The sequence below is a fragment of the Rufibacter glacialis genome (genome assembly GCF_008271745.1).
Lineage (GTDB): Bacteria > Bacteroidota > Bacteroidia > Cytophagales > Hymenobacteraceae > Nibribacter > Nibribacter glacialis.
The window spans coordinates 297,661-324,479 of the sequence record NZ_VKKZ01000020.1 but is presented as its reverse complement, the minus strand read 5'-3'; the positions used below and the strand labels follow the sequence as shown (position 1 = coordinate 324,479).

Genomic DNA, 26,819 nt, shown 5'->3' with positions numbered 1-26,819 from the left:
CTGGCAATACTATTACCCCACTATGATTCTGGTAGAAAAGATACTAGGCAATCTGGCAGGCACAGAGACAAACGGCAGAACCGTGGATGTGCTGGACCTGGATTGGTTTGACACCGGCAAGACCACGCTCCGGAAGAAAACCAGGGCGGGTCAGGAGGTAGGTATCCGGAAAGATACAACTCCGCTGGAAGACGGCGACCTGCTGTACCTGGACCAGGAGCGGGCCATCGCGGTCAATATCCTGCCCTGCGAGTGCATTGTCTTCAAACCGCAAAACTTCAGGGAGATGGGCACCATCTGCTTTGAAATAGGGAACAAACACATTCCCATCTTCATCAATGAGGAGGCCGAGGTAAGTGTGGAGTTTGAGAACCCGCTCTACCGGCTACTGGAAAAATATGGCTACCAACCCCGAAGGGAAGTGAGAAAGCTATTGAAGACGCACGCCTTGACCGTGCGCAGACATGAAAACAAATACAATCGGGTCATCACCATCAAATAAGGTACGCACATGCAGCCATTGTTAACCCTGCTCCAGATCAACGATTCCATGTTCCCTATTGGGGGCTTCACGCAGTCGTACGGGCTGGAGTCTTATGTAAGCCAGGGCATCGTAAAAGATACGCCCTCTGCCACCGTCTATGCCCGAGACATGCTCTCGCATAACATTTACTACAATGACGCCGCCTTCCTGCAAATGGCCTGGAAGCTGCTGGAAGCAAAAAAATCAGCCCGGGAATTCCAGAAACTGGATGAGTTGATCACGGCCCTCAAGGCTCCTTCTGAGATCAGGATGGCCAGCAAGAAGTTAGCCATCCGGTTCCTGAAGCTCACGCAGGGTTTGCAGGAAGTGAAACGCTGCAGCAACTACCTGAGCAAAATCCAGGAAGGAAAGCTGCACGGGCACTACCCGGTGGCTTTTGCCATGTATGCCTTTGCCCACGGTATTTCTCTGAAAGATGCCCTCATGGCCTTTTATTACAATACCCTCAACGGCATAGTAACCAACTGTGCCAAGCTGGTGCCCATCAGCCAGAACGATGCCCAGAAGATCCTTTTTAACCTGCAGCCTACCATCAGCCAACTGGTGGAGAAGCAGGAGGAACTGGACGAGGAACTGGTGGGGCTTTGCTGCATAGGCCAGGAGATCCGGTGCATGCAGCATGAGAAGCAGTATTCAAGACTTTACATTTCTTAATAATTCCTTCCAACGATTGACCTAAAGATAGAACCTATGTCAAAAACACATGTGAGAATAGGGGTGGCAGGGCCGGTAGGCTCTGGAAAGACGGCTTTGATAGAAAGGTTGACCCGCAAACTGTCAGGTGACTATAGCATCTGTGTGGTAACGAATGACATTTACACCCGGGAAGATGCTGATTTCCTGATCAAGAATTCCAGCCTTCCGGCCGACCGGATCATTGGCGTAGAGACTGGCGGCTGCCCCCACACCGCCATTCGCGAAGACGCATCCATGAACATTGAGGCCGTGGAAGAGCTGGTGGAACGCCACCCAGATACCGAGATCGTTTTTGTGGAGAGCGGCGGCGACAACATTTCCGCCACTTTCAGCCCCGATTTGGCCGACGTGACCATCTTCGTGATTGACGTGGCCGAAGGAGACAAGATGCCTCGTAAAGGCGGACCGGGCATCACGCGCTCAGACTTGCTCATCATCAACAAAACCGACCTGGCCCCCTACGTGAACGCCGACCTGGCCATGATGGACCGGGATTCTAAAAAAATGCGGGGGGAGCGTCCCTTCATTTTCACCAACCTGATGAAGCTAGAGGGACTGGACGAGGTGATTCAGTGGATCAAGACCTACGCCTTACTTGAAAAACAAGAAGAGCATGCTTAGTAAAATAGTCATAAACGCGGAGAAAGAGGGGGAGCTTACCTTGTTGAAAGACAGCTACCATAATGCACCCTACAAGGTGGTGCATTATGGTTCCCGTCATTTGCAGAAGCACCTGGAACTGATCCTGATGAGTTCCTCCCCGGGGCTCATGGATGAGGACGAAGTCACCATTACCGTAGATGTGCACGAAAATGCCCACCTCAAGCTGTTCACGCAGTCGTTCAGCAAACTGCATCCTATGAAAAAGGGGGCGGTGCAGAAAACGACCGTGAATATTAAAAAAGGTGGTGTGTTCAAATACATTCCGCATCCGGTAACGCCCTTCGCCAATTCCATCTTCAAGACCGTCAACGAGATCCAGATGGATGACAGCGCCACGCTGATCTGGGGCGACATTATTGCCTCAGGCAGGGTGTATTCCGGGGAGTCGTTTGCCTTCAAGCGGTTCCACAGCGTCACCAAGGTAACCTGCGGCAAAAAGCTGGTCTTGCTGGACAATCAGTTGCTGGAGCCGGGCCGGCAGCCCATGGAATCTATCCTTTTCTATGAGGGCTATACCCACCAGGCCACTTTGATTTATGTGTCGCCTTATGCAGAGGAGTTGAAAGCCGAACTGGACGAGATTCTGGTAGAGAAATTTGACCACATAGACTTTGGCTTCACGCAATGCGCTCCCAATGCGGTCATGTTGCGGGGCATGGGCAAAGACGGAGGAGTGCTGCATGACTGGCTCAGTACCATGGGGCAACTGTGCTGGGAGTTCACCAAACACAAGGCGCAGCCTGAGGACGAGGAAAACGAGGCAGGCGAGGAGTTAGCCGTGGTAGATGCGCTGGCACCCGAAGCACAAGCAGAGGCTTTAGAGACTGTTGCTGAGCCACTGATAGTAGACGCGGTTTAGCCCTATTTGCAACAAGAAGAGGCCGCAAGCTAATACCGAGGCAAAAGGAAAGGAGAAGCGAAAATGCATGAGATATCCATTGTGAGGAACGTGTTTGACACCTTGCAGGAAACCTACCCAGATAAGTTTGACCAGATCACCAAGGTGCAGATGGAGGCAGGTTTGCTGAGTAACATCCAACCCATCCTGATCCAGAATGCTTTTGAGGCCTTGATTTTGGAGGAACCCGGTCTGGCCGACATTGAACTGGAGGTGGTGCAGCTACCCATCATCGCGCATTGCGATGCCTGCGGGCAAGACTTTGAAGTTGTGCGGCACCGGTTCGTATGCGCCTGCGGAACTCCCTCCAAAAAGATTGTGCAGGGAGAGGAGTTACAGATAAGTAAAGTAGAATTCTTCGGGAATTAAACAGATAAAAGAGAAAGATATGAGTACGCCAAAATATCCAAAAAGCAACCAAATGTCCGTAGGTTCCATCCAATGTGATAATACCACGCTGAACCTATTGAAGGCTAACGACTTCGTAGCCAAAGCCATCCGCGAGAAACTGTCCGATGTGCTGGTCATCAACGTGTGTTCGTCGCCGGGGAGCGGCAAGACCACTCTCATGCAGGAAACGGGCAAGCGCCTGAGCGACAAGCTGAACCTGGCCGTGCTGGTGGGTGACCCGGAAACCGACCGCGACGCGGTGCGCATGAAAGAGGTAGGGATCAACGCGCTGCAGATCGTGACGGGCGGCATGTGCCACATTGAGGCCCAGATGATTCTCCAGGCCCTGGATCACATTGACCTGACCGGCGTGGATCTGCTTTTTATCGAGAACGTGGGCAACCTGGTGTGTCCGGCGGCCTTTGACCTGGGCGAGGACATCCGGGTGACGGTGTTGGCGGCCACAGAGGGTGATGACAAGCCCAAGAAGTACCCGCGCATGTTCCTGACCAGCGAGCTGATGGTGGTTTCTAAGGCAGACCTGCTGCCTTACGTGCCGTTCTCGGTGGAAGCCGTGACCCAGGATGCCCGGGAGGTAAACCCCGCCATTGACGTGATGGCCATCAGCAGCCTGAAAGGCGATGGCATGGACGAATGGTGCGATTGGTTGATGGCCAAAGTAGCCGAGAAGAAAGCCAGCTTAGAGACCGCCTAGATCATCCATTAAACCTTTTTCTTTTGACGATGATGCATCAACCCATTGAAATTTCAGCTGCGCTGGGCAGAGGCCTGGAGGTAGGCCAGAGAAGCGTTGATGTGCTGGAAGTGGAGTGGCATGAAACGGCCAAGTCGCGGCTGCGGCGCAAGACCGTGGGCGGCCAGCAGGTGCTCATCAACCGGGCGGACAGAGGTACTTTTCAGGATGGAGATGTGCTTTATCTGTCAGAGGAAATGGCCATTCTTCTTCGCATAAAGCCCTGCGATTGCATTGTGCTGCGCCCCAACAGCTTGCAGGAAGTGGGTACCCTCTGTTTTGAGATAGGCAACAAACACGTGCCCATTTTCATGACCGATGAACAAGAGGTTTGCGTGGCCTATGACGGGTATTTGTACCAGATGCTCCAGAGCGGAAATTTCTTCCCCACCATAGAGGAGCGGGTGCTGTACCCTTACCAAATGGTGAAAGCCTACGGAAACATAGCCTGAGCCATTTAAAACGAGAAGATTATTTTTTTAAGGGGAGTTAGTGAATTGGCAGCCAAACTAGGAATTACCTGGTTTGGCTGCCTCCTTCTCATGAATCCAGGTTCTGGGGAATTCACCAGAAGAATTTGTTGGGTGTTTTAGGCGGGTTTTCAGAAATGCAGCCTTAAAACGGTGGCCATAGCAGCCGTTTTCGACAGAGAAAGATTAAGTCTCATTTAGAGGCTGTTTTCGGAAAAATAGCCTCTAAAGGATCGCTCCCTCTGAAGCTTCCCATAGAATTAATAAACACCTTATTTTGGAGCTGTTTTAATGAAAGTAGTATCAAAACGAAGCCGCCGGCAAATCCGAGAGTACCAAGGGGAAAGCTTAAAAAGCCGGTAAAGGAAAACTCTAAATGATTACTGCTAAAAGGTAGCCTGAGAACCAGATGGTGGCAAAGACATTGTGAAGTGGAGGTAAAATAGAAATGACTAAAGTAATAACTTTTTTAAGCGTGTGCCTCCTGTTGCTCAGTTCCTGCAACAAGCAGGGCCAGGAAAACACAAGGTCTGAAAAGGACATCGTGGCCACTGATATCCGGGGGAAGGAAGTGCGCCTGCAGGAGCCGGCCCAGCGGGTCATCGTGCTCTTTCAGGCTGCCCTGGATGGCATGTACATGCTGAATGCCGAGCATACCATCATAGGAATCCAGAGCCGGATTTACTCAAATCCTGAATCGTTTCATTATTTCAGCAAGCTGGATCCGCGCATTGCCAGGAAAGAGTTGGCTACTCCCGGGAACTGGGAGAATTCGGCCAACATGGAAAGCGTGATAGCACTCAACCCAGACTTAGTCATTGTGGATGCCCGGCAGACCGATGCGATCAGCCTGCTGGAAAACCTGGACATCAATGTATTCGCTGTGTCCTCCAATACCAACGAAGAGCTGTTCCTGGAACTGGAAGGAATTGGAAAACTAACCGGCACGCAGGCTCGGGCAAAGGAACTCCTGGCCTATACGCAATCGAAACTGGAGGAGATCAAAGCGAAAACCCAGGATATCTCGCCCAAAAAATCGGTGTACTATGCGTGGTCGGGCGGGCGCATTTACTCTACCTCGGGCAGAAACAGCCGGATGAACGATTGCCTTGAGCTGGCCGGGGCCGTGAATGCCTGCACCTTTGCCATAGACCAGCCTAACGTGAACCCGGAGACGCTGATCTCCTGGGACCCAGACCTGATCCTTCTCTGGGGCACAGACCCACAGGCGGTTTACAGCAAAAAGGAGCTAAGGGTGTTGAAAGCCGTCCAGAACAAGGAGGTGTATGTCCTGGAGCCTTCCTTCTATTATGACCCCCACACCTTAAAGATTCTCAGTGCCGCTATTCTCTTGAACAAGTTCTGCTACGCTGACAAAGGAAGCTTTGATTTGGAAGAGAGCCGCAAGGAGATCATGATGAACCTATATGGGGCCAAAGCTACGGCTTTGTTCCAATGAGAAAGGCCCTGATCGCATTCGTCATTTATGGCCTGCCTATTCCGCTCTTGCTGTATTCGTTGACCGTCGGGCCCTCGCAGGAAGTGGGTCTGGCGGATTTTTGGGATTGGGGCAAAGCGGTTTGGTCAGGTACCCAGGAGAGCAATACAAGGCTCAACATGATCAATAACATCATTGAAAACATTCGGCTACCAAGGGTGCTTCTGACCTTCATCATTGGGGCTGGTTTGGCCTCCTCGGGGGGAGCGCTACAGGGCATTTTCCGCAACCCGCTGGTAGACCCTTATGTGTTGGGCATCTCTTCCGGCTCGGCCTTTGGGGCGGCACTGGCCATTGCGTTTCCGCTGATCAATATCAATATCTCGGCCTTTGTGCTGGGGGTGGTATCGGTGATTCTGACCTATTCTTTTGCCTTTTCTGATAAAAAGGCCTCCCTGGTAGCGGTGATCCTATCGGGCATGATCGTGTCTGGGATATTCACCGCCCTGCTCACCATTGTGCAGTACATCAGCGACCCATACAAATTGCAGGCGATTGTGCAGTGGACCATGGGCAACCTGCACCACGCCTCCTGGGACAAGATCAACAGTGCCGCGCTGCCCATCGCCGTGGGCGTGGGGGGCATGTACTTGCTGCGCTGGCGGCTAAACCTGCTGGCCCTGGGTGACCAGGAGGCCAGAGCCGTGGGCGTCAACCCCAACCGGGACAAAATCATTCTGGTGGTGTTGGCAACCCTGACTACTTCTTCCTCGGTGGCGGCCGCGGGCATCATCAGCTTGTACGGCTTGTTTGTGCCCCACCTCACCCGCATGATGGTGGGGCCAGATAACCGGAAGGCCATGCCGGCCAATATCCTCTTCGGGGGCTCCTTCCTGGTCATCATTGATAATTTCTCCCGGTCTTTGATGGAGTTCGAGATCCCGATCGGGATTTTCACCATGCTGTTGGGGGCGCCTTTCTTTATCTTTTTAATGAAGAAAAACAAAATAAACTGGGTATGACAAAGCAGGCGATAGAGGTAAGAGACCTGAGTTTCAGTTACGGGAATACCTCCATTCTGGAGGAGGTGAACGTTTCTTTCCCGGAGGGGAAATTCTCGGTGGTGCTAGGCAGGAACGGAAGCGGGAAATCAACGCTCTTCAATATCCTTTCTGGAATGGCTACCTACCGCCAGGGCTCAGTGAAGCTGATGGGCCGGGAACGGAAGGAATTGTCCTTCGCTGACTGCGCCCCCTTGATGGGGTTTCTGCCGCAGTTCCATAAATCGGTATTCCCCTTTCAGGTGCGGGATGTGGTGTTGACGGGGCGGGCGGCCTTTTCTTCTTTCAGCCCCAAAAAAGCAGACCTGGAAAAAGTGGAGCAAGCCATTGAGGAACTGGAAATCACCCACCTCCTCAACCGGCCCTATACCGAGCTTTCAGGCGGGGAGCAGCAACTGGTGATGATTGCGAGGGTGCTGGTGCAGAACCCGTCCATCATTTTGTTGGATGAGCCCACGAACCACCTGGACGTGTACTACCAGACCTTTGTGCTGGAAAAGCTGCGCAAGCTGTCGCAGGATAAGTTCACGGTCATTGCCATCATGCACGACCCCAACCTGGCTTTCCTGTACGCCGACCACTGCTTTTTCATGAAGAACAAAACGGTGGTGAAGACGAACTTGAGCAACCATGACAGCGAGCTGCTGCATTACGTGTACAACGTGCAGTTTACGGCCGTGCAGGTAAAGGATAAAACCATTGTAGTCCCCACGCTTTAAGGAGCTATGGAAATAGAGATAAAAGAAATTGAGCAGGGGAGAATACCAGAGCTGGTGACCTACGTGCGGGAGTTCCGGAAAGGGCTGTTCCCCATGATTGACCACAGCGTGATCCCCGAAGACCTGGCGAATTTTGAAGCATGTTATGTGCAGGATGAAAAGGCGGTTTTTCTGGTGGCTTCCGAAGCGGACGGAACCATCATAGGTACCATTGGCATGCGAAGGTATGACCACCGTTTTCCCCACTTGGACTATTCCGGGCAGGTGGCTAATGAGGTGCTGAAACTATTCGTGGAGCCCGCTTACCGCAAAATGGGGCTGGGTAGAAGCCTGGTCAATGCCTTGAAGGAAGAGGCTACCCGCCGAGGGGTAGAAACGCTCTACCTGCACACCCACCCGTTTTTGTCCGGGGCCAAGGAATTCTGGACGAAGCAGGGGTTCCAGATGGTATGTCAGGATGATACCGAAGTTTTCCGCACCATTCACATGGACTTGGCCCTCCTGCAAACGGTGAATGCCAGAGCATACGGCCATGGGGTTACCTAATCATTTTTAATTGTTCTAAGCGAAATGTACTTGAATATGAAATGGATGGGGGTAGTGTTAGTATTACTCCTGTTCCGGGTTTCTGCGGTGGCCAATGGGTTGGGAAGCGTCAGCGGAAAGGTGCTGGATAAGCAAGGGAATGCCTTGGTAGGCGTATCCGTCACCATAGGAAACCTGGGCAAAGGCGCGCACACCCAACCCGATGGCACTTTCCGCCTAGCTCAGCTACCCTACGGGAAGTATGTGCTGCTGGTGAAGGGAATAGGCTTGATGGAGAAGGAAATCGCCTTGACTTTAACTGAACAAATGGAGCACGTGCAGTTGGAGATACAGCTAGACCGGCAAACGCACGCCATGCAGGAGGTGCTGGTAACGGGCCGGAAGGAGACTAACTACGTGAACGATTATAGCTTTGTAGGTACTAAGCTGCAAAGCCGCGTGATAGAGGTGCCGCAGACCATCTCTTCGGTGACCAAAGAACTGATGGAAGACCAGCAAGCCTTTCTAGTGACGGACGTGGTGCAGAACCTGGCAGGAGTGAACCAATACTCCTCCTATGATGACCTCACCATCCGGGGCTTCCGGAACGGCTATGAGACCGGATACCGGTTAGTAAACGGACTACGGTCAGGGTACGGGTATGGGACTAGCTTCTTCCGGGTGCCGCTGACCGTTAACCTGGAAAGCGTGGAGGTGCTCAAAGGACCGGGCGCGGCGCTCTTCGGCGACATCAATCCGGGTGGGACAGTGAACCTGGTGACCAAAAAGCCCCTGGAAGAAAACCGGAAAGCGATGACCTTTTCGGTGGGTAGCTTTAACACCATGCGCGGAACTTTAGACCTGACGGGTCCGCTCAACGAAGACAAGAGCTTGCTTTACCGGCTCAACATCGGTTACGAAGACACTAAGACCTTCCGGGAAGTGAACGACCGTAGTTCCCTCATGATAGCGCCCACCGTGACCTTCCGGCCCACGGACAAAACCACCGTGAACGCCGAGCTGGTTTTTAGCAAATTTGACGGGTACCTGGACCGCGGCATGGGCATACGGGGAGGCGATCTCTACGCGCTGCCCAGGTCTTTCACGTTGAGCCAACCCAGTGATTACTACCGGGTCAACGATGTGTCACTGAATGCGTCCCTTCACCACAAACTCACCGACTGGCTCACCTTCAACGCAGCCTACCTGAAGTTTGTGTACCACGAGGAATTGAGTGAGCACCGCACGCTCAATACCTTCGCAGATGCGCCTGCCAATACCATCATGAACCTGCGCTACCTGGAGAAAAAGGTGAACGAGTATACCGATAACCTTTCCACCTATTTTTCTGCCAACTTTAACACCGGAAAGGTGCAGCACAACCTAGTGGCCGGCCTGGACTACATCAAGTTCCAGACCGACCAACGGGGGCACCAGTGGGAAGCCCGAGAGATGGAAGTTGCTGGGAAACGGGTACCCCTGACCTTTGACCTCCACAACCCCTCCTACGAACTGCGCGACCCCAGCAAGTACATCCGGCGGCCCCTGGCTTCCTTCTTCGTGGATTATCTGAACGCCAGCTACAGCAGCACCGGGGTTTATGTGCAAGACCAGGTAGGAGTAACCGATAGGCTGAAGGTGCTGCTGGGCTTGCGCTATGAGTTCTTCCGAGACCAGCGGCAGTATGGCCGCGGGGAAGAAAAGGTACACCAGAATGTATTGCTCCCCCGGCTGGGCCTGACCTACAAAGTACGAGAAAACCTTAACTACTTTGCCAGCTACAGCCAGGGCTTCAAACCCATTGACCCGGCTTTTGTACGGAACTTCCAGAACTACGGCGGCACTTCTCCTTTTGACAGTGAGAACAGCTTCCAGGTAGAGTCCGGCCTGAAAGGGGAGTTCCTGGAAAAGCGCCTGTTCGCCACGCTTGCTTTCTTCCACATTGAGAAGCGGAATACGCTGGTAAACACCGGCCAACTGACGGAAACGGGTAACCCCATCTACCGCCAGAACGGCCGCGTCAAGTCGCAGGGAGCGGAATTAGAGGCCACCGGAAGCCTAACGCCTGCCCTGAACCTCAGCCTGAACTACGCCTTCAACCACACCGAAGTGGTGGCGTCTGACCTCAAAGGAGAACAAGGCCGGCAGACGGCCAACGCTCCCCGGCACTCGGCCGGTCTGTGGGCTAAATACACCTTTACCGGAACCGCCCTGGAGGGCTTTGGACTGGCCTTGGGCGGTAACTACGTGGGAGACCGGAGGATGGAGCTACAGGTACAGGACGTGCTTACTGGTGAAGGGATATGGGCCTACTGGCCTTCTTACACGGTGGTAAATGCGGCCGCTTTTTACCGGGTGAATAAATTCAAACTGAGCCTGAACGCCAACAACTTGTTAGACAAATATTACTTTGTAGGCGGCTATGATTACCAGCGGGCTTTTCCGGGAGCACCTCGTAATTTTATCTTGTCCATGGGCTATACTTTCTAACGGAAGGACTCAGGAGCTTATAAATAATACAGCATCAGACCCGGAACTGCCTATTTAAAGATATAAAATGAGTGTACCACCAAGCGCCTATTTCCTGACCAAGGAGATAGGCGCTTGGTGGTTTAAAGCATTAGGGATTTAAGGAGTTAAGTCGGAAACCAGGTAGAGGGGACCTGCCCCGTAAAAAGTAGGGCAGGAGGCGATAGGTGTTAACCGGTAGTTTTTGAAAAAAGAGGCGGCAAACGGCCTCGCCACAAACCATTTACGGGAAAGCACTGCTGGTTCTTGGTTAAAATCGGTGAGCACAGGTTGTCCCTGCGCACGAGCTACAGCCAAGGCCTGAGTAAGAACTTCTGGGGCCGCTTCCGTTTCATAGGTATGGGCAGGGTAGTGGCCGGTGTGATAGAAAAAAAAGGTGTCAAACCCATTTTCATCCTGTAAAAAAAAGGTGGCCTTGGGTTGCTGCAGCACGACCTGAGAAAGGCAGGGGAAATTGGTAAAGGAATACAAATGAAGCGGTACCAGCCCGAAGGACAGGTTCCAAACCAATAAGCCGCTTCCGGCCAGGAAAAGGGCCCTGGAGCGGTGATAGGTACCGCAGGCCAAGAGAACGGCCATTAACCAAGGTACCATCACCATGAATTCCGCATTGCCCACTGCAAACCAAGCGAAAAGCAGCTGTAAGCCCATAATTCCCCCGTGGGTTTTGAAGACAGGTCGGTGCCGTAAATTTTCCCAGTTCCTGCCGATTTTGATGCGTTTTAAGAAAAGAGCGCCTAGAACAAGGGTCGTCATCCCAAACATTATGTAAACCCAATGATGCTTCAGCAGGAAAGGGATGCGCCCGTGGACTTCCAGAAAAGTCCTGCCAAAGGAGATGCCCGTCAGCAGGAAGTTCTTGTACGTGATTTGAGTGTCCACCTGGCCTTGGTAAAATCCTTTGAACACAAAGGTCAACGCTTGGGTAAAGGGGATTTCCTGTAGAAGCAGGGCCACCGCGTAACCTAAAGGCACTACTAGCGCGGGAAGCCCGAACCAAACCAAGACCAGCCTTTTCTTATGGGTAGAAAAGAAAACGCTTGAAAAAAATAAACCCAGCCACCAGAAGAAGTGCACCTGGTGGTATAGACACGCAAATGCCGCCCAGAAGCTGCTCCAGACCAGGTCAGAAGCCTGGCCCTTATGGTGATACCGCAGCCAGTACAGGCTCCCCAACCCAGAGAAGAAAAGAGGGAGTACGTAAGTCTCGTTTTCCGTGGCATAGCGCATAGTGCCAAAAGATGCCCCCGCCAGTAACACCAAGCCTGCCTGCACCTTTACTGAGGGCTGCAGCTGGGCTAACACCCGCCACAGGACCACCAGACTGCCCGCCGCCAAAACTCCGTTCAGGAACTGGAGGAGGGGCAGCGGTGCCACCTTGAACCCTAAATTCTGCAACAAGGTATAAAGCCCCAGTCCCGTCACATTGTAAAGCAGGTGGTGCGGTTGCCACAGATCTTCCTGCCACCGCACACTGGCCGCATAATCATACGCATCTGAGGAGGAATTCTGCGTGGGGAGAAGGACATACATCAGCCCTAAGCCTAAGATCAGGAACAGGGGCAGTAGCCGCTGAAAAGCAGAAGCAGGAGGAAGGAGCGCTTTTGGAGCGGGAGTCGGTTGCAAACTACGGCTGGTTTTTCTGGCCTTAAAGGTATTTCTTTCTGTTGGGTTTCAACCACCCTAGGCGGAAGGTTCTTGTCAATCCAGGCACTGATGAACTTTGGTTGTTTTAGGCCTGATTTATGGAAAACGGCCAGAAAAGCCGAAGGAGCGGGTTCCCATGGCAATCGGTGCGGTTTTTGCCATCCACTGGGTAATTGAGTACTTTTATCCAGAAATGATTCTACCGTATTTTATGAAAAACACCCCAATAGCTGCTTCGGCGCTGTTGCTGGCGTCTTTGCTGGCCAGCAGCTGCACGAAGAAAACCACGGCCACCACATCTCCGGCACCCGCCAAAACCATGATGCCCGGCGAAGCCAGCATCGTGCGGAACCAGGAGACAATAAGCGCCACCCAGGTTTCACCGCCGCAGGTGATCACGCCTAACCCCGATTTCAAGTATGTAACCGAGCAGTTTGCTGATCTTCGCATTCTTCGCTACCAGGTGCCTGGCTTTGACAACCTGACCGCCAAGCAAAAGGAACTGCTGTACTACCTGTATGAAGCCGCTTTGTCGGGTCGTGACATTATCTATGACCAGAACTACAAGCACAACCTGCGCATCCGGAGAACCTTGGACGCCATTGTCCAGAACAAGCGTGACCGCTCCACCTCACCGGACTGGGAGAAGTTCATGGTTTATACCAAAAGGGTATGGTTTGCCAATGGCATCCACCACCACTATTCGGCCAACAAGATGCTGCCCGAGTTCAGCCAGGACTTCTTGGCGGCTTCCATCAGGAAAGTGCCCGCCAACCGGCTGCCTTTGCAGAAAGGCGAGACCGTAGAGACCTTCATCAAGTGGATCACCCCCGTCTTGTTTGACCCTAAGTTAGACGCGAAGCAGGTGAACAAAGCTTCGGGCGAAGATTTGATTAAAACCTCAGCGGTGAACTTCTATGAAGGCGTGAGCCAGAAAGAGGTAGAAGCGTTCTACGCCAAAAAGGACGTGAAGAACGATCCGCGCCCGGTGTCGCATGGCCTCAATTCCAAGGTGGTGAAAGAAAACGGCCAGGTGGTGGAGAAAGTCTGGAAAAGTGACGGCATGTACGGCCCGGCCATCCAACGCATTATCTTCTGGCTGGAGAAAGCCGTAATGGTGGCCGAGAACGACAAGCAGCGCCTGGCCCTCCAGAAACTGGTAGACTTCTATCGCACCGGCGACCTGAAGACGTTTGATGAATACAACATTGCCTGGGTGCAGGACGTGGATTCGCAGATTGATGTGGTAAACGGCTTTATTGAAGTGTATGATGACCCCCTGGGCTTGAAAGGCTCCTTTGAGTCTGTGGTGTCTTTCAAAGACGTGGAAGCCACCAAACGCATCAAGGCCATAGGGGACCAGGCCCAGTGGTTTGAAGACAACTCACCCTTGCTGCCGCAGCACAAGAAAAAGAACGTGGTGGGCATCACGGCCAAGGTGATCACCACCGTGGTAGAAAGCGGCGATGCTGCTCCGGCTACTCCGATTGGCATTAACCTTCCCAATGCGAACTGGATCAGGAAAGAGCACGGCTCCAAATCGGTGAACCTGGGCAACATTGTACATGCCTACAATGAATCGGCGAACACAGGGGGCAGTGCCTTAACGGAGTTCGCTTTCAGCCAGGAAGAGATTGACCGGGCCAAGAAATACGGCTCCCTGGCCAGCGACCTCCACACCGACATGCACGAGGTCATCGGGCACGCCTCTGGCCAGATCAACCCTGGCGTGGGTACGCCTAAGCAGACCCTGAAAAACTACGCCAGCACCATGGAAGAAGGCCGCGCTGACCTGGTGGCCCTGTACTATGTGATGGATCCCAAGCTAGTGGAAATTGGCGTGATGCCTTCATTGGAGGTGGGCAAAGCCGAGTATGATGCCTACATCCGGAATGGGTTGATGACCCAATTATCCCGATTAGCGCCCGGCGAGGTGATAGAGGAAGACCACATGCGCAACCGCCAGATGGTAGCGGGCTGGGCCTATGAGAAAGGCAAGAAAGACAACGTGATTGAGCGGGTGACCAAAGACGGCAAAACCTATTTCAAGGTGCATGACTATGCCAAGCTGCGCGAGCTCTTCGGGCAACTGCTGCGCGAAACCCAGCGCATCACTTCAGAGGGAGACTTCAAAGCCGCTGAGAAACTGGTGGAGACGTACGGCGTAAAGGTAGACCAGGCCCTGCACAAGGAAGTGTTGCAACGGTACAGCAAGCTGAACATAGCTCCATACAACGGCTTTATCCAACCTAAACTCACCCCGGTAGTGAAGGATGGTAAAATTGTGGATGTGCTGCTGGTGTACCCAGACAACTTCACGCAACAGATGCTGGAATACGGGGAAACCTACAGCACGCTGCCAGATTACAACTAGCCTGTTTCAAGGCCGTTTTACCTAAAACGCCTCTTAAAAAGAAATGCCTGGGCAAATGGTCCAGGCATTTCTTTTTAAGAGGCGTTTACTTTTTAAGGTTGGTTTTCATTGGTCTCTGGTATCCCCATTCCAGCCTCCAGAATACGGGCAGTGACCAGCAGTTGCCCCACGTGCCGTTGGGTGTGTTCCGCGGCGTGGAAGAGAAGGCCTAAGACCGTGGAAGGAATCTGAGCCCGGCCTACGCCCCTGGTTTCTAGCAAGGTTTGTTCCCTGGTCGCTTTTAACTGCTCCAAAGCCTGATCCACCTGCCGGTGGAATGCCACCACCAACGTTTGTACCGTGGTTTCAGGGCCGGGGGCAACTCCTTCGGCTTTAAGGTAAGCCAGCGCCTGAGGAAATAATTGCTCGCCCTGGGCGTACGTAAACAGCCGGTCTAAGACCCCAGTCAGGTGTTGCAGGTGGAATCCTACGGAAGCCAGGTTGGCGGGCCGTTCCCATAGGAGGTGCTCAGGAAACCGGGCTAAATGCCGTTGCACTTCTTCCCGGGCCTGTAGCAGCGCATGGGCTACCGGTTGCAGAAGCGGTGGAATAGCAGGTACGGGGCCTCTTAACCATACCTCGGGTTGCTGTTGTTTTTCCATGTGTTTTCAGTAAAACTGCCTTAAACTAAAAATGCCCGGTCAGCTGACCGGGCATTTTCTAACCTATCTCAATAGATCCGTTACTGGATGAAGAGACGGAACTCAGCGCGGCGGTTTCTAGCGCGGCCGGCGTTGGTGGTGTTAGGGGCAACTGGACGCTCTTCGCCGAATCCTTCGGTGATGATACGGTCAGAAGCTACTCCTTTGGTGTTGGTCAAGTAAGACTTGGCAGCGTCAGCTCTGCGAACAGAAAGCTCCTGGTTGTACTCGTTTGAACCAATGTGGTCAGCGTGGCCAGAGATACGCAGGTTGTAGTGCGGATACTTAGACAACATAGTTGACATTCTGTCCAGAGTTGGGTAAGAGGTTTTCTTCAGAACTGCTCTGTTGAACTCAAACTCAATCTTAGGAACACGGGCCATGTAAGTGCTGTCTTCCACGTCTAAGGCTGGGCAACCCATGTTAGCGGCAGAACCGGCAACATCTGGGCAACGGTCTACATCATCGTTCACGCCATCACCGTCACGGTCAACTACAACTGGGCAACCGCTGGCATCCACGCGGGTTCCGGCTGGAGTGTTAGGGCAAGTGTCGTTTTTGTCAGCAACACCGTCACCGTCTGCATCTGGACAGCCTCTGGTTGCTGCTGGACCGGCTTGGTCTGGGCACTCATCTTCAGAGTCACGAACACCATCACCGTCTTTGTCTGGGCAGCCTTCCAAAGCGGCAGTACCAGCTTCAGTAGGACATTTGTCTTGGTAATCCGGAACTCCGTCACCGTCACCGTCTAATGGGCAACCGGCTTTGTCTACCTGTACGCCAGCAGGGGTGTCAGGGCATTTGTCGCGGCGATCAGAAACACCGTCACCGTCTGTGTCTTTGGCTTTGCCTAACCCGAAGGAAAGACCGAACTGGTGCTGCAGGTAACGGTCGTTCAACTCATCTGAACCGGCAGGGGAGATACCATCAAGCAGGTTGGTAGAGGGGTAGTTCAAGGTTGTCTGTGCAAAAAGGCTGATGCCTTCTGTGATCTTGAAACCGATACCGGCACCTCCCATGTAGTTCATGCGAAGCATTCCTTCGTCATACTTGAACTCATTGGTTCCGCCTGGTCTGGCTACTGGAAGATACGCTTCCACGCTGGCATACTGGGCACCAATTCCGGCGATCAGGTAAGGCTGCAGGAAAGCAGTTTCACTCAGGATCTTGCCGTTGTTCAGCTTCAGTTTAAATCCGAGGTTGGCGGTTCCAACTTCATTGTCAAATCTTCCGCGTCCAAATCCAGTTACGTTGTAAGTAACATTGTTTGCCTCCTGCTTCAGGTTGAAGTAGTTTAACTGCAATGTTGCATCAAAAGATGGTGACAAGTATCTGTTGATGCCTAGACCACCACCCCAAGATGAATTACTCATGTCCCAGATATCATTTCTTATGTTCGTCCGGGCCTGGTTGGCGCTACCATAGAGTGATAAGCCCCAGGGCCTGTCCGCCGATTGGGCTTTTGATTCTGTGGGGGCCACCATAGACAGCAGCATGGCGCTGAGTACAGAAGCCTTAAGTAGGGTTTTTTTCATAGTTTTTGAGAGTTGAAATATAGTAATCTGCACATATTTACAGGTTTTTCGATAAAATGTTGCCTTTCATGATCAAAAAGTAGCCGGTAGATTGTGTAACTACCACAAAATGAGTAAAATAGGTATAATAAATTTTAATCTTTTTACGTTGTTGGCCAGGTAAAGCTTCCTTTCTCCTCAAGAAAAAAGAGATATTTTGGCCTGAAATGAAATAAGGTGGGGGCCAAAAAAAAGGAGAGCCTTACAGCCCTCCTTTCTCAGTATTGGATAAAGGTTCAAATTACACATTGAACCGGAAGTGCATGATGTCTCCATCCTGCACCACGTAGTCTTTTCCTTCCAGGGCCATTTTACCGGCTTCTTTGATTTTAGCCTCGGTTTTATACTCCATGTAGTCTTTGAGCTTGATCACCTCCGCTCTGATGAAACCCTTCTCAAAGTCGGTGTGGATGACACCGGCGGCCTGAGGCGCTTTCCAGCCTTTCCGGATGGTCCAGGCCCGCACTTCTTTTACCCCGGCGGTGAAATAGGTGACCAGGTCCAGCAGGTAGTAAGAGGCTTTGATAAGCTGGTTCAGGCCGGATTCCTTGAGGCCGTATTCTGCCAGGAACATTTCTTTCTCTTCCGGCTCAGTGAAATCGGCGATCTGCTCTTCAATGGCCGCGGAGATAACCACCACCTGGGCGTTCTCTTCTTTCACGTGCTCTTTGAGGGCTTCCAGGAACTTGTTCCCGGTCAGGATGGATTCCTCGTCTACGTTGGCCACGTAGATCACCGGCTTAATGGTAAGCAGTTGCAGGTCTTCCACTGATTCCAGGTCTTCCTCGGTGACCTCCAGGGAACGGGCATTCTTGCCGCTCTCCAGGTGCTGCTTGAAGCGCTGCAGGCTCGCGAATTCTTTCTTGGCCTTGGCGTCTCCTGATTTGGCAGTGCGCTCTACCTTGGCAATTTTCTTATCAATAGACTCCAGGTCTTTCAGCTGAAGCTCGGTGTCTATCACGTCTTTGTCAAAAACAGGGTCTACGCCACCCGCCACGTGCACAATGTTGGGATCGTCAAAGCAGCGCACCACATGGATGATGGCATCTACCTCCCGGATATTGGCCAGGAACTTATTGCCCAGACCTTCGCCTTTGCTGGCGCCCTTCACCAGGCCGGCAATGTCCACGAATTCCATAACGGTTGGCAATACCCGCTCTGGGTGCACCAGCTCCTCCAGGATCTGCAGCCGCTCATCTGGCACTGTGATCACGCCCACGTTGGGTTCAATAGTACAGAAAGGGTAGTTAGCCGATTCGGCTTTGGCATTTGACAAGGCATTGAACAGCGTAGATTTACCTACGTTTGGCAATCCCACTATTCCACAACGAAGTCCCATAAATATAAGGTTGGTCTAAAGTCAGATGAATGAAGATGCGTTCAGGCTGCCACTCTCCAGTAAAAGGAGGGAACGAACCTGGTAAACGGCCGCAAAGATACAAATTCTGCCGGTATTCTTGAAGGAGAGGAAAGGGGAGGCCGATTTAAGGTCTGTTCCTAAAAACAAGCCCTAAAACAGCAGCCCCCGTAGCGTGGTAACTCTGTAACAACAGGGCACCTTCGCAGCAGTGTCTTCCCTTTTTTTTATTACCCTACATCTGTGGTGGGAGATATCAGGCGAAGAGGAGAGGTTATGGAAAAACGGCCTTATGATAGAAAAGGAACCCAGGCAGTTTTTGTCCTCCTTTCCTGGAAAAGGAATGAAAACGGGGCCTTGCAGGCATAAAAAAAGCTCACGCGAGGCATGAGCTTGAGGAGAAATAGGAGCAGGGGTTATTCCCACTTGAGTTCTTCATCCACGGCCGCTTCAGATTCAGCGTGCTCCAGGCGCTCCAGTTCTGCTAATGCTTCTTCAGACAATAACTCACCTTTCACATGGTTGACGGTATCCTGCAACGCTTCCAGGAACTTGGCAAAGTCTTCTTTGTACAAGAAAATCTTGTGCTTCTCGTAAGAGTAGTTGTCATCTTTGAATTTTCTCTTGCTCTCCGTGATGGTCAGGTAATAATCATTGGAGCGAGTAGATTTTACATCAAAGAAATAGGTGCGCTTTCCTGCCCTTACTCTCTGCGAGTAGATTTCTGCTTTGTCGTTGTTCTCTTCCACCATAACTTGAAGGTTACTTATTTATTTGAAGTAGCCAATTTAAAGCAAGTGATCCAGATCTAAAAATTTTTACTGTTAATTTTAATAGGTAAATTAGAATGTACTAATGTTTGTAATGACCAAATGGACAATGGAATAAATCAATTCTTCCTTAGCCTCTGTCTTTTGCCGGTGATCACCAGAACAGAAACTTCATTTAGCGCCTTTTTTTTTAATTATACACTAAAAACCAAGGCCGTTGGTGGTTAGTCCTTTCTTGGTATGTTTTTCAAAACTAATCATCTAGTTCAAGCGGAACTCATTAGGCATTCTGGAACCCATTAATAGGAAAAGCAAATAAAAAGAGGGGCCTTTGATCTGTTGCTGTTTATCTTGCGTTTTGGTAAAAGCAGGAGTAAAAAAGCGTGCCATAGTAGAATATTCAAGACCTTTCGAATTCACCACGTACCTAGTACCGCATGAGCAGAATAACCGTTGATTTAGACAGTGTGCGCAACATCCAGAACCTGGAGTTTCTGGCCAAGCGCCTGGTGGAAGGGTTTATCACGGGTTTGCACAAGTCGCCGTACCACGGCTTCTCAGTGGAATTCTCTGAGCACCGGCTCTACAACACCGGAGAAAGCACCCGCCATATGGACTGGAAAGTTTTTGCCCGCACGGAGAAGCTTTTTGTGAAGCGGTATGAAGAAGAGACGAACCTGCGCTGCCAGCTGATCCTGGACGTGTCTGGCTCTATGTATTACCCCACCCACAATTACGGCAAGCTGGCGTACGCCGTCTTGAGTGCCGCCGCCATTGCCACCCTTCTGCAGAAACAACGGGATGCGGTGGGACTGACCACCTTCTCCGACCAGATTGAGATGCAGACGCCCATTAAATCCACCGGGGCGCACCTGCATACCCTGCTGCTGGCCTTGCAACAGCAACTGCAGAAACCGGCGCCGCCGCAGAAAGAGACCCGGGTCGCCGCCATGCTGCACCACATTGCCCAGCAGTTACCCAAGCGGTCATTGGTCATTCTTTTCAGTGATTTACTGAGCCAATACGAGCAGTTGGATGAAATTTTCCTCGCCCTGCAACACCTGCGCCACCAGCAGCATGAAGTGTTGCTGTTCCATTTCACGCATGCTGAAACAGAAGAGGAATTCCATTTCCCAGACAAGCCCTTCATGTTCCATGGGCTGGAGAACGGCGAGAAAATAAAGGTGCAGCCCGCAGAGATCAGGGAAGAATATGTCAAGGCCATGCGCCAGTTCAAAGAAGAGCTAAAGTTGCGCTGCGGCCAATACCGCATTGACTTGGTTTCCGTGGACCTGCGCGAACCCATTGATAAAGTATTACAAGCCTATCTAATCAAGCGGCAGAAAGTGCGGTAACATTTTTGGGCTATTTCTGGATTTTCAGCCCATAAACGCTTAATCAACAACTGGGTCCCAAGACTCAAGACTCAAGACTCAGGACTCAGAACTCAGGACTCAGAACTCAGGACTCAGGACTCAGGACTCAGGACTCAGGACTCATGACCCAGGACTTAACCCTCAGCACTCTTTAAAGGTGCATTGTTGAGCGATTGCCACAGGTACCGGCAGGCGAGGGTGCGGTGGGGCCGCCAAGCCTGAGAAAGTTCTAGCATCCTGGATTTAGCGGCCTTGCCGGTTTCTGAGAATCCATGGAGACGTTTCATGGCATTGTAGATCCCCAGGTCATCTACGGGCATCACATCTGGCCGGTCCAGGGCGAACATCAGGATCATCTCCGCGGTCCAGCGGCCAATTCCTTTGATTAGGGTGAGGCGGGAAATCAGTTCCTCATCTGGTAAATGGGCCAATTCTGTGTCTTCCAAATGGCCCGAGGCCTTGTGCTGGGCTAGGTTCTGGAGGTAGCCTATTTTCTGCCAGGATAGCCCCACCGCACGCAATTGCTCCTGAGGAGTAGCCAGCACCAAGGCTGGATCTGGGTAGTTTTCCGGAAAAAGGGGCATAAACCGGGCTTTGATGGTAGCCGCCGCCTTCACCGACAATTGCTGGGAAATCACCGAACTCAATAAGGCCTCATAAATGGGTTTAGGCGCTCCATTTTCAGTAAGAGAATCAGCTTGCTGTACCAGGAGGTGCAACTTCGGGTCCCGGGTAAATAAAGCGGCATGTGAATTTCCCATTTAGTAATATTGTGAGAGTGGCTGAACTGTTCAAAAGGCCTGCCATGCTTTTTATGTCTGGCAGGTTCTTCTAAAAATTACCTTCCAAAGATAGAGGTATGATCTAGTTTAAGAAAAACCAGCCAAAAAGGCTTAGCCCTGAGAGCTAGGTGTTTTTATTCGCCTGAATTGACTTAGTAATTAAGTGTAAATGTCGATGAGTTGTCGTAAAAACCAAAAAGACAAGGGTGTAAGAATATTACTGAGCTATTTTTAAAAGTACTTAGTGAGTCATCTGGATTCCTTTAGTTGTGTAGGAGTGGGTGATCTGTCCTAATTTTCTGACATAACGGAGGCATTACATTGAGCGTTTTCGTACTGCTGGAAGAAGCTTGCGGCTGCGGTAAAATGCAGCGTTCCTAAACTAAACCTTGAACCTATGAAAATAATAGAGTGCCCCCGTGATGCCATGCAGGGTTTGTCGGCGTTTGTACCCACCCCAACCAAAGTGCAGTACCTGCAAACTTTGCTGGAAGTGGGATTTGATTCCCTGGATTTTGGCTCTTACGTTTCCCCCAAAGCCATTCCGCAGATGCAGGACACCGCTGAGGTGCTGGCGCAACTGGATACCTCACGCACCCAGACTAAATTACTGGCTATTGTGGCCAATGTGCGGGGCGCCCAGCAGGCCGCCGGGCAGGAAGCCATCCGGTACATCGGGTTCCCTTTGTCGCTGTCTGAAGAGTTTCAGCGGCGCAACACAAACAAAAGCATTGCCGAGGCGCTGGATGAGGTGGCCCAGATGCAGGACCTGTGCCAGCAACACCACAAAGAGTTGGTGCTGTACCTTTCCATGGGGTTCGGGAACCCCTACGGTGAGCCCTGGGAGCCCGCTCTGGCAGGGGAGATGACCTACAAGTTAGACAATCTGGCCATCAAGACCATCTCTTTGTCAGATACCATCGGGGTTTCTACCCCTGAGACCATCAAAGCCCTTTTCTCTACCCTAATCCCGGCCTTTCCGCAGATAGAGTTTGGGGCGCATTTGCATACCAGTCCCGCTACCTGGCGCGAGAAGGTGGAAGCCGCCTACGAGAGCGGTTGCCGCCGCATGGACGGGGCCCTGCTGGGCTATGGCGGTTGCCCCATGGCCAAAGACGACTTGGTGGGCAACATGCCAACCGAGAAAATGCTCTCCTATTTACAGGAGAAAGGCGTACCTTTGAACCTGAACCAAGAGGCGCTTTCGCGGTCCTTGACCCAGGCAACCCACGTTTTCCATTCGTAGTATTAAACCAGATGCCACAGCCGGTAGTAGATATTTTTATCCCCTGTTTCATTGACCAGTTGTTTCCGCAGACCGCCTGGAACATGGTAAAGCTTTTAGAGGCCCTGGGCTGCACGGTGCGCTACAACACAAACCAAACCTGCTGCGGACAGCCGGCTTATAATGCAGGCTTCCAGAATGAATGCCGCCAGGTGGCAGATAAATTCCTGGAAGACTTCTCCTCAGAAGACAGTGACTATATCGTGGCGCCTTCGGCCTCCTGCGTGGGTATGATCAGAAATGCCTACTCCAACATCTTTGTGACTTCCTCTAACTTCACCCGGTACCGCACCATGGAGCGCAAGGTGCTGGAACTGACTGAATTCCTGACGGATGTGCTGCAGGTAAAGGAGATTCCCGGCGCCCGCCTGGATGCCAAAGTAACCTACCATGATTCCTGCAGCGCCCTGCGCGAATGCGGTATCAAAGAAGGCCCCCGCCGCTTACTAGACATGGTGGAAGGCCTTCAGCTGGCTGAAATGCAGGAAACCGAAACCTGCTGCGGGTTCGGCGGTACCTTTGCGGCTAAATTTGAATCCATCTCAGTGGCCATGGCCGAACAGAAAGTAGAAAACGCCCTCAGCACCGGTGCCGAATACATCGTGTCCACTGACACCAGTTGCCTCATGCACCTGGAGGCCTATAGCAAGAAGCAAGGCAAACCTATCAAAGTCTTGCACATTGCTGATGTTTTGACGAGTGGGTGGTAATTTTGGCAGGTTCACCAGTATTTTCCCAACTACTGCCTGTTTAGAGTCTTCTTTTTGAGAAAGAGCTTCAAAATAGACTCGCCGTTGTTGGTGTTCTCACCAACAACCAAAACTGCGGCTCCCTACTACTTGTTTCACCTATGGCTGCTAAGTGCATGCCTTTTGCCATGGCTGGCGTGGCGGGCGCTGTCTGCGAGGCCCTTATGCTTGGCCTTTCCATAGCTACTCTCCGAGCGCTCACGGCCGCGAGGCCCCGTCTTCCCCTCTCGCACTGCCCTTTCGGCCTGACCTGTCTATTTCTCTTAGGAACCGCCTATCTAGGGCCAAAAGCGAGGCGCGCTCGGGAAAGACTGGAACAGGAAAAAGTAGCGGAAACGGTAATGATGCCCCCTGTAGAGACAACGGCACCGCCTTGTCTCTTTCGCATTTCTTTGTCTCTTACCCATTGCCTTGTCTCTTACCCATTGTCTTTTCTCAGCCACCCCTTCTCATCTTTCTATATTTTTAATGGGCAGAAGTTAATTTCGTTCCTACAAAAAGCTACGGAAACAAAAAGGCATGGAGGTACCTTTAGAACCATTGGAGTAGGCTATGGCGATTCCTATGATAGCAGAATCCTGTTTTGGGCCCAATTTGATGTAATGGCCCCAAAACAGGATTCTGCTATTAAATAATCTACTTTATTGACTTCACGAAGGCCACTACTGCCGGCATTAATGGGGGTGCCAAGGGAAGCGTGGGGTTGGCATAGGTACTGAAGTTTGCGGTACGGTCAGGGGTGGTTTCTTTGAGCACGTGGTTCATGTTCTCTATCTCCACCAGTTTGCTCTTGGGCGAGGCAGCGGCTAGTAACTGGACTTCCTGCCGACTTACCTGTAGATCCTGGGTGCCTTGCACCAGCAGAACTGGAACAGTGAGTTTCCGAAGCTCGGCTTGAGGGTCTTGTTTAAACCAGGAGATGAGGTAGGGCTGCACACTGGGTCTGAACAAGGCGGCCAACATGGGATTCACCTCGGTCACCGCCTTGCCTTGGGCCAGTTGGTCCAGGATAGGGAAGGCCGCGTCTTTTACCTGCTGGGGCTGCGCCTGCAGTTGTTCCCGGATGACTTGGTCGGCCGTTTGGCCAACACCGGCCACTGAAATGAAGCCATCAGCCTTGGCCTGGCGGGCAGCCATCATCCCAATGAGGGAACCTTCGCTGTGGCCCAAAACCACCACCTTGCTGAATCGTTTGTCCTCTTTTAGTTTCTGCACCCATGCAGCGGCATCCTGCACGTAGTGGTCAAACCGAAGGTCAAACTCAGAGACGGCCGCGGCCGTGCTTTCGGCAATGCCGCGCTTGTCATACCTGACGGAAGCGATTCCCTGGGCTTGCAGGGCCTCGGCCACCATTTTCAGGCTGTTGTTTTTCATGGCCGGGTTGTTGCCATCCCGGTCTGTGGGGCCAGAACCGGAAATCAGCAACACCACCGGCACCGGTTTTTGACTGACGGGCAGGAGCAGCGTGCCTTTTAAGGGGGCCTTTTCAGAAATCAGCTCTAAGGGAGAACCAGGGGCCGGGGCCATGGTTTGGGCGGAGGCCAAGGGCCCTAGCAGCAGGCTGGAAAGCGCCCAGGTAAGCAGTCTTTTTTTCATCTGTTTTCTGAAAAGGAGCCTAAAAAAGCAATTATTGGAACAGGGGAGCCGCAGCTTCCTGAATACGTTGTACCAGACTCTGGGAAGCAGGAGCCAGCGGAAGGCGCACGTACGGGTCACAGATGCCGGCCAGTTGAAGGGCCAGTTTCACGCCCACCGGGTTGGCTTCCTCATACATGAGCGGGTTGATTCTACCGAAGGAGCGTTGCAAAGCACCCGCTTCCTTGAAGTTCCCGTCCAAAGCCAGACGGGTCATCCGGCTGAAGCGCTCCGGGAAGGCATTGGCCAACACCGAAATGATGCCGTCGCCACCCACGGCGATCACTGGAACCGTATGCATGTCATCACCGCTGATGATCAGGAACCCTTCCGGCCTCTCCTCCAGCAGTTGCATGTATTGTTCCATGTTGCCACAAGCATCTTTGGTCCCGATGATGTTAGGGTGCTGGGCAAGCCGCAGGGTAGTGGCGACAGTCATGTTGATGCCCGTGCGACCGGGCACGTTGTACAGGATAACCGGAACCGGAGAGGCATCGGCAATGGCGGTGTAATGCAGGAACACCCCTTCCTGCGAAGGTTTATTATAATAGGGGCAAACCGAGAGCAGGGCATCTACGCCGGTGAAGTCCAGTTGCTTTATCTGCTCCAGTACGTACTGGGTGTCATTGCTGCCTAGGCCGTACACCAGGGGCTTGCGACCCGCCACCCGTTCTTTCGCGAAGGCCAGCAGTTGGGCTCTTTCCTCTGGGGAAGTGGTCACCGACTCACCTGTGGTTCCGTTCACTACCAGGTAATCAATGCCATTGTCTATATTAAAATCTATTAACCGGCCAAAGGCTTCCAGGTCAACGGAAAGGTCGGCTTTGAAAGGAGTTACCAAGGCCACACCTGTTCCTCTTAATGCTTGCATGTCTGTACGTTTGATGAATTTTTGCTGCGCCAAAGATACAGGTTTCCCCCTAATGTTGGTTTACCGTACGAACGCTTGTTTTTTTAATTATTAAAGTCTGGTACAGCCCTGGTTTTAGAAAAACTACCTCTAAGATTCCTCAACGTAACAGACACACGATGGAAATAAGCAGAGCTCCTTTAAGTCGCCTCTTTAGAAAATTGACCCGCCTTGGCATAGTCTACTCTTAATGATGGTCTCAAGACCCCAGACTCAGGACACAAGACTCAGAACTCAAGACTCAGAACTAAATATTCTTACTCTCCACCCCCCGCATGAAATGGTCCCGGTAGCTGTCGCCAATGGGGACCTCCTGATCCTTGATTTTAATGCGGCCCTTCTCAATGCTTTCAATGTGCGACAATGCCACAATATACGATTTATGCACGCGGGTGAACTCTTGCTCCGGCAGTTTCTCCATGATCTTGTTCATAGATAACAGCGTGATGATCTTACGGGTAAGCGTGTGGATGATCACGTAATCCTTGAGGCCTTCAATGAAGAGGATGTCTCTCAGGTTTACCCTCAGAGTTTTATAATCGGCTTTTACAAAAATGAAATCCTCGTTGTCCGGTGGGGTGGTGGGGGGCAAGAAAGAGGCCGGTAAGACTGGCTGCCGTTGGGTTCGCTCATAGACTTTGTTCACGGCCTTGAAGAACCGGTCAAAGGGGATGGGCTTGAGCAGGTAATCTACGGCGTCTAAAGTGAAGCCATCCAGCGCGTACTGCGGATAGGCGGTGGTGAAAATGATGGCGGGCCTATGCGAGAGGGATTGGGCAAACTGAACGCCGGTGATCTCGGGCATCTCAATGTCCAGGAACAGCAGGTCAATGGGTTGCTGCTGCAGAAGGGGCAGGGCTTCCAGGGCGCTGGAGCAGGTCTGCACCAGCTTCAGGAACGGGATCTTGCTGATGTAGGAGCGCATGAGGTCCAGCGCGAGGGGTTCATCATCAATGGCGAGGCAGGTCAGTTGCATCTGGTGAAGGTAGGGGT

General features: G+C 52.1%; 25 protein-coding genes. 16 read left to right on the top strand and 9 right to left on the bottom strand.

The genetic code is table 11. From position 1 onward, the window contains the following. Positions 1 to 22: 22 nt before the first annotated feature. The 12 genes from FOE74_RS09590 (at position 23) to FOE74_RS09535 (ending at position 10,648) form a co-directional block, all read left to right on the top strand. Positions 23 to 502, top strand: a complete 480-nt coding sequence (locus FOE74_RS09590; RefSeq protein ID WP_149098382.1) for an urease accessory protein UreE — start codon at positions 23 to 25, stop codon at positions 500 to 502. 9 nt (positions 503 to 511) lie between these two features. Next, the gene (locus FOE74_RS09585) at positions 512 to 1,198 is read left to right on the top strand and encodes an urease accessory protein UreF (RefSeq protein ID WP_149098381.1); all 687 of its coding nucleotides are present in this window, start codon (positions 512 to 514) and stop codon (positions 1,196 to 1,198) included. Between the two features lie 36 nt (positions 1,199 to 1,234). Next, entirely contained in the window at positions 1,235 to 1,861 is a 627-nt protein-coding gene (gene ureG / locus FOE74_RS09580; protein ID WP_149098380.1) for an urease accessory protein UreG, read from the top strand. Next, positions 1,854 to 2,762, top strand: coding sequence for an urease accessory protein UreD (locus FOE74_RS09575; RefSeq protein WP_149098379.1), 909 nt, complete (start codon positions 1,854 to 1,856; stop codon positions 2,760 to 2,762). Before ureG ends, FOE74_RS09575 begins: the two co-directional genes overlap by 8 nt. 63 nt (positions 2,763 to 2,825) lie before the next feature. Next, complete coding sequence (locus FOE74_RS09570; protein ID WP_149098378.1) at positions 2,826 to 3,170, top strand: hydrogenase maturation nickel metallochaperone HypA/HybF; 345 nt, start codon at positions 2,826 to 2,828, stop codon at positions 3,168 to 3,170. A 19-nt stretch (positions 3,171 to 3,189) separates the two neighbouring features. Continuing rightward, positions 3,190 to 3,906, top strand: a complete 717-nt coding sequence (gene hypB, locus FOE74_RS09565) for a hydrogenase nickel incorporation protein HypB (RefSeq protein WP_225840756.1) — start codon at positions 3,190 to 3,192, stop codon at positions 3,904 to 3,906. 29 nt (positions 3,907 to 3,935) lie between these two features. Then, positions 3,936 to 4,397 carry an urease accessory protein UreE gene (locus tag FOE74_RS09560; protein WP_188686560.1) on the top strand — a complete coding sequence of 154 codons (462 nt, stop codon included), beginning with the start codon at positions 3,936 to 3,938 and terminating at the stop codon, positions 4,395 to 4,397. A gap of 466 nt (positions 4,398 to 4,863) precedes the next feature. Next, positions 4,864 to 5,874 carry an ABC transporter substrate-binding protein gene (locus FOE74_RS09555; protein ID WP_149098376.1) on the top strand — a complete coding sequence of 337 codons (1,011 nt, stop codon included), beginning with the start codon at positions 4,864 to 4,866 and terminating at the stop codon, positions 5,872 to 5,874. Next, a complete protein-coding gene (locus FOE74_RS09550; protein WP_149098375.1) occupies positions 5,871 to 6,875 on the top strand; it encodes a FecCD family ABC transporter permease in 1,005 nt (334 codons plus the stop codon). The genes FOE74_RS09555 and FOE74_RS09550 overlap by 4 nt, the downstream gene beginning before the upstream one ends. Further along, entirely contained in the window at positions 6,872 to 7,633 is a 762-nt protein-coding gene (locus FOE74_RS09545) for an ABC transporter ATP-binding protein (protein ID WP_149098374.1), read from the top strand. The genes FOE74_RS09550 and FOE74_RS09545 overlap by 4 nt, the downstream gene beginning before the upstream one ends. 6 nt (positions 7,634 to 7,639) lie before the next feature. Next, the gene (locus FOE74_RS09540) at positions 7,640 to 8,179 is read left to right on the top strand and encodes a GNAT family N-acetyltransferase (protein WP_149098373.1); all 540 of its coding nucleotides are present in this window, start codon (positions 7,640 to 7,642) and stop codon (positions 8,177 to 8,179) included. 24 nt (positions 8,180 to 8,203) lie between these two features. After that, a complete protein-coding gene (locus FOE74_RS09535) occupies positions 8,204 to 10,648 on the top strand; it encodes a TonB-dependent receptor (protein ID WP_149098372.1) in 2,445 nt (814 codons plus the stop codon). A gap of 138 nt (positions 10,649 to 10,786) precedes the next feature. Here FOE74_RS09535 and FOE74_RS09530 read toward each other — a convergent pair whose 3' ends face one another. Then, complete coding sequence (locus tag FOE74_RS09530) at positions 10,787 to 12,313, bottom strand: hypothetical protein (RefSeq protein WP_149098371.1); 1,527 nt, start codon at positions 12,311 to 12,313, stop codon at positions 10,787 to 10,789. Between the two features lie 232 nt (positions 12,314 to 12,545). Here FOE74_RS09530 and FOE74_RS09525 point away from each other — a divergent pair, with 232 nt between their 5' ends. Then, positions 12,546 to 14,708 (top strand): dipeptidyl peptidase 3, encoded by a 2,163-nt coding sequence (locus tag FOE74_RS09525; RefSeq protein WP_225840755.1) that lies wholly within the window; start codon positions 12,546 to 12,548, stop codon positions 14,706 to 14,708. Between the two features lie 92 nt (positions 14,709 to 14,800). Here the strand turns inward: FOE74_RS09525 and FOE74_RS09520 are convergent, their stop codons facing one another. The 4 genes from FOE74_RS09520 to FOE74_RS09505 form a co-directional block, all read right to left on the bottom strand. Further along, positions 14,801 to 15,349 (bottom strand): DinB family protein, encoded by a 549-nt coding sequence (locus FOE74_RS09520; protein WP_149098370.1) that lies wholly within the window; start codon positions 15,347 to 15,349, stop codon positions 14,801 to 14,803. A gap of 80 nt (positions 15,350 to 15,429) precedes the next feature. Then, on the bottom strand, positions 15,430 to 16,923 hold the full coding sequence (locus tag FOE74_RS21630; protein ID WP_149098369.1) for an OmpA family protein: 1,494 nt from the start codon (positions 16,921 to 16,923) through the stop codon (positions 15,430 to 15,432). A gap of 280 nt (positions 16,924 to 17,203) precedes the next feature. Next, positions 17,204 to 18,301 carry a redox-regulated ATPase YchF gene (ychF, locus tag FOE74_RS09510; protein WP_149098368.1) on the bottom strand — a complete coding sequence of 366 codons (1,098 nt, stop codon included), beginning with the start codon at positions 18,299 to 18,301 and terminating at the stop codon, positions 17,204 to 17,206. Positions 18,302 to 18,735: 434 nt separating this feature from the next. Continuing rightward, positions 18,736 to 19,068, bottom strand: a complete 333-nt coding sequence (locus FOE74_RS09505; RefSeq protein WP_149098786.1) for a DUF3276 family protein — start codon at positions 19,066 to 19,068, stop codon at positions 18,736 to 18,738. A 458-nt stretch (positions 19,069 to 19,526) separates the two neighbouring features. Here FOE74_RS09505 and FOE74_RS09500 point away from each other — a divergent pair, with 458 nt between their 5' ends. Further along, positions 19,527 to 20,444: a DUF58 domain-containing protein gene (locus FOE74_RS09500; RefSeq protein WP_149098367.1), complete on the top strand. Its 918-nt coding sequence runs from the start codon at positions 19,527 to 19,529 to the stop codon at positions 20,442 to 20,444. Positions 20,445 to 20,599: 155 nt separating this feature from the next. Here FOE74_RS09500 and FOE74_RS09495 read toward each other — a convergent pair whose 3' ends face one another. Continuing rightward, positions 20,600 to 21,226, bottom strand: a complete 627-nt coding sequence (locus FOE74_RS09495; protein WP_149098366.1) for a DNA-3-methyladenine glycosylase family protein — start codon at positions 21,224 to 21,226, stop codon at positions 20,600 to 20,602. Between the two features lie 418 nt (positions 21,227 to 21,644). On the opposite strand from FOE74_RS09495, the gene FOE74_RS09490 reads away from it, so the two are divergent. After that, on the top strand, positions 21,645 to 22,493 hold the full coding sequence (locus FOE74_RS09490) for a hydroxymethylglutaryl-CoA lyase (protein ID WP_149098365.1): 849 nt from the start codon (positions 21,645 to 21,647) through the stop codon (positions 22,491 to 22,493). Positions 22,494 to 22,504: 11 nt separating this feature from the next. Beyond that, complete coding sequence (locus tag FOE74_RS09485) at positions 22,505 to 23,242, top strand: (Fe-S)-binding protein (protein ID WP_149098364.1); 738 nt, start codon at positions 22,505 to 22,507, stop codon at positions 23,240 to 23,242. 675 nt (positions 23,243 to 23,917) lie between these two features. Here the strand turns inward: FOE74_RS09485 and FOE74_RS09480 are convergent. The 3 genes from FOE74_RS09480 to FOE74_RS09470 all read right to left on the bottom strand — a co-directional run bounded on the left by FOE74_RS09480 (position 23,918) and on the right by FOE74_RS09470 (position 26,802). Next, the gene (locus FOE74_RS09480; protein WP_149098363.1) at positions 23,918 to 24,877 is read right to left on the bottom strand and encodes an alpha/beta hydrolase; all 960 of its coding nucleotides are present in this window, start codon (positions 24,875 to 24,877) and stop codon (positions 23,918 to 23,920) included. Between the two features lie 31 nt (positions 24,878 to 24,908). Beyond that, complete coding sequence (gene dapA, locus FOE74_RS09475) at positions 24,909 to 25,787, bottom strand: 4-hydroxy-tetrahydrodipicolinate synthase (protein WP_149098362.1); 879 nt, start codon at positions 25,785 to 25,787, stop codon at positions 24,909 to 24,911. A 286-nt stretch (positions 25,788 to 26,073) separates the two neighbouring features. Further along, the gene (locus FOE74_RS09470) at positions 26,074 to 26,802 is read right to left on the bottom strand and encodes a LytR/AlgR family response regulator transcription factor (RefSeq protein ID WP_149098361.1); all 729 of its coding nucleotides are present in this window, start codon (positions 26,800 to 26,802) and stop codon (positions 26,074 to 26,076) included. Positions 26,803 to 26,819 lie beyond the last annotated feature (17 nt).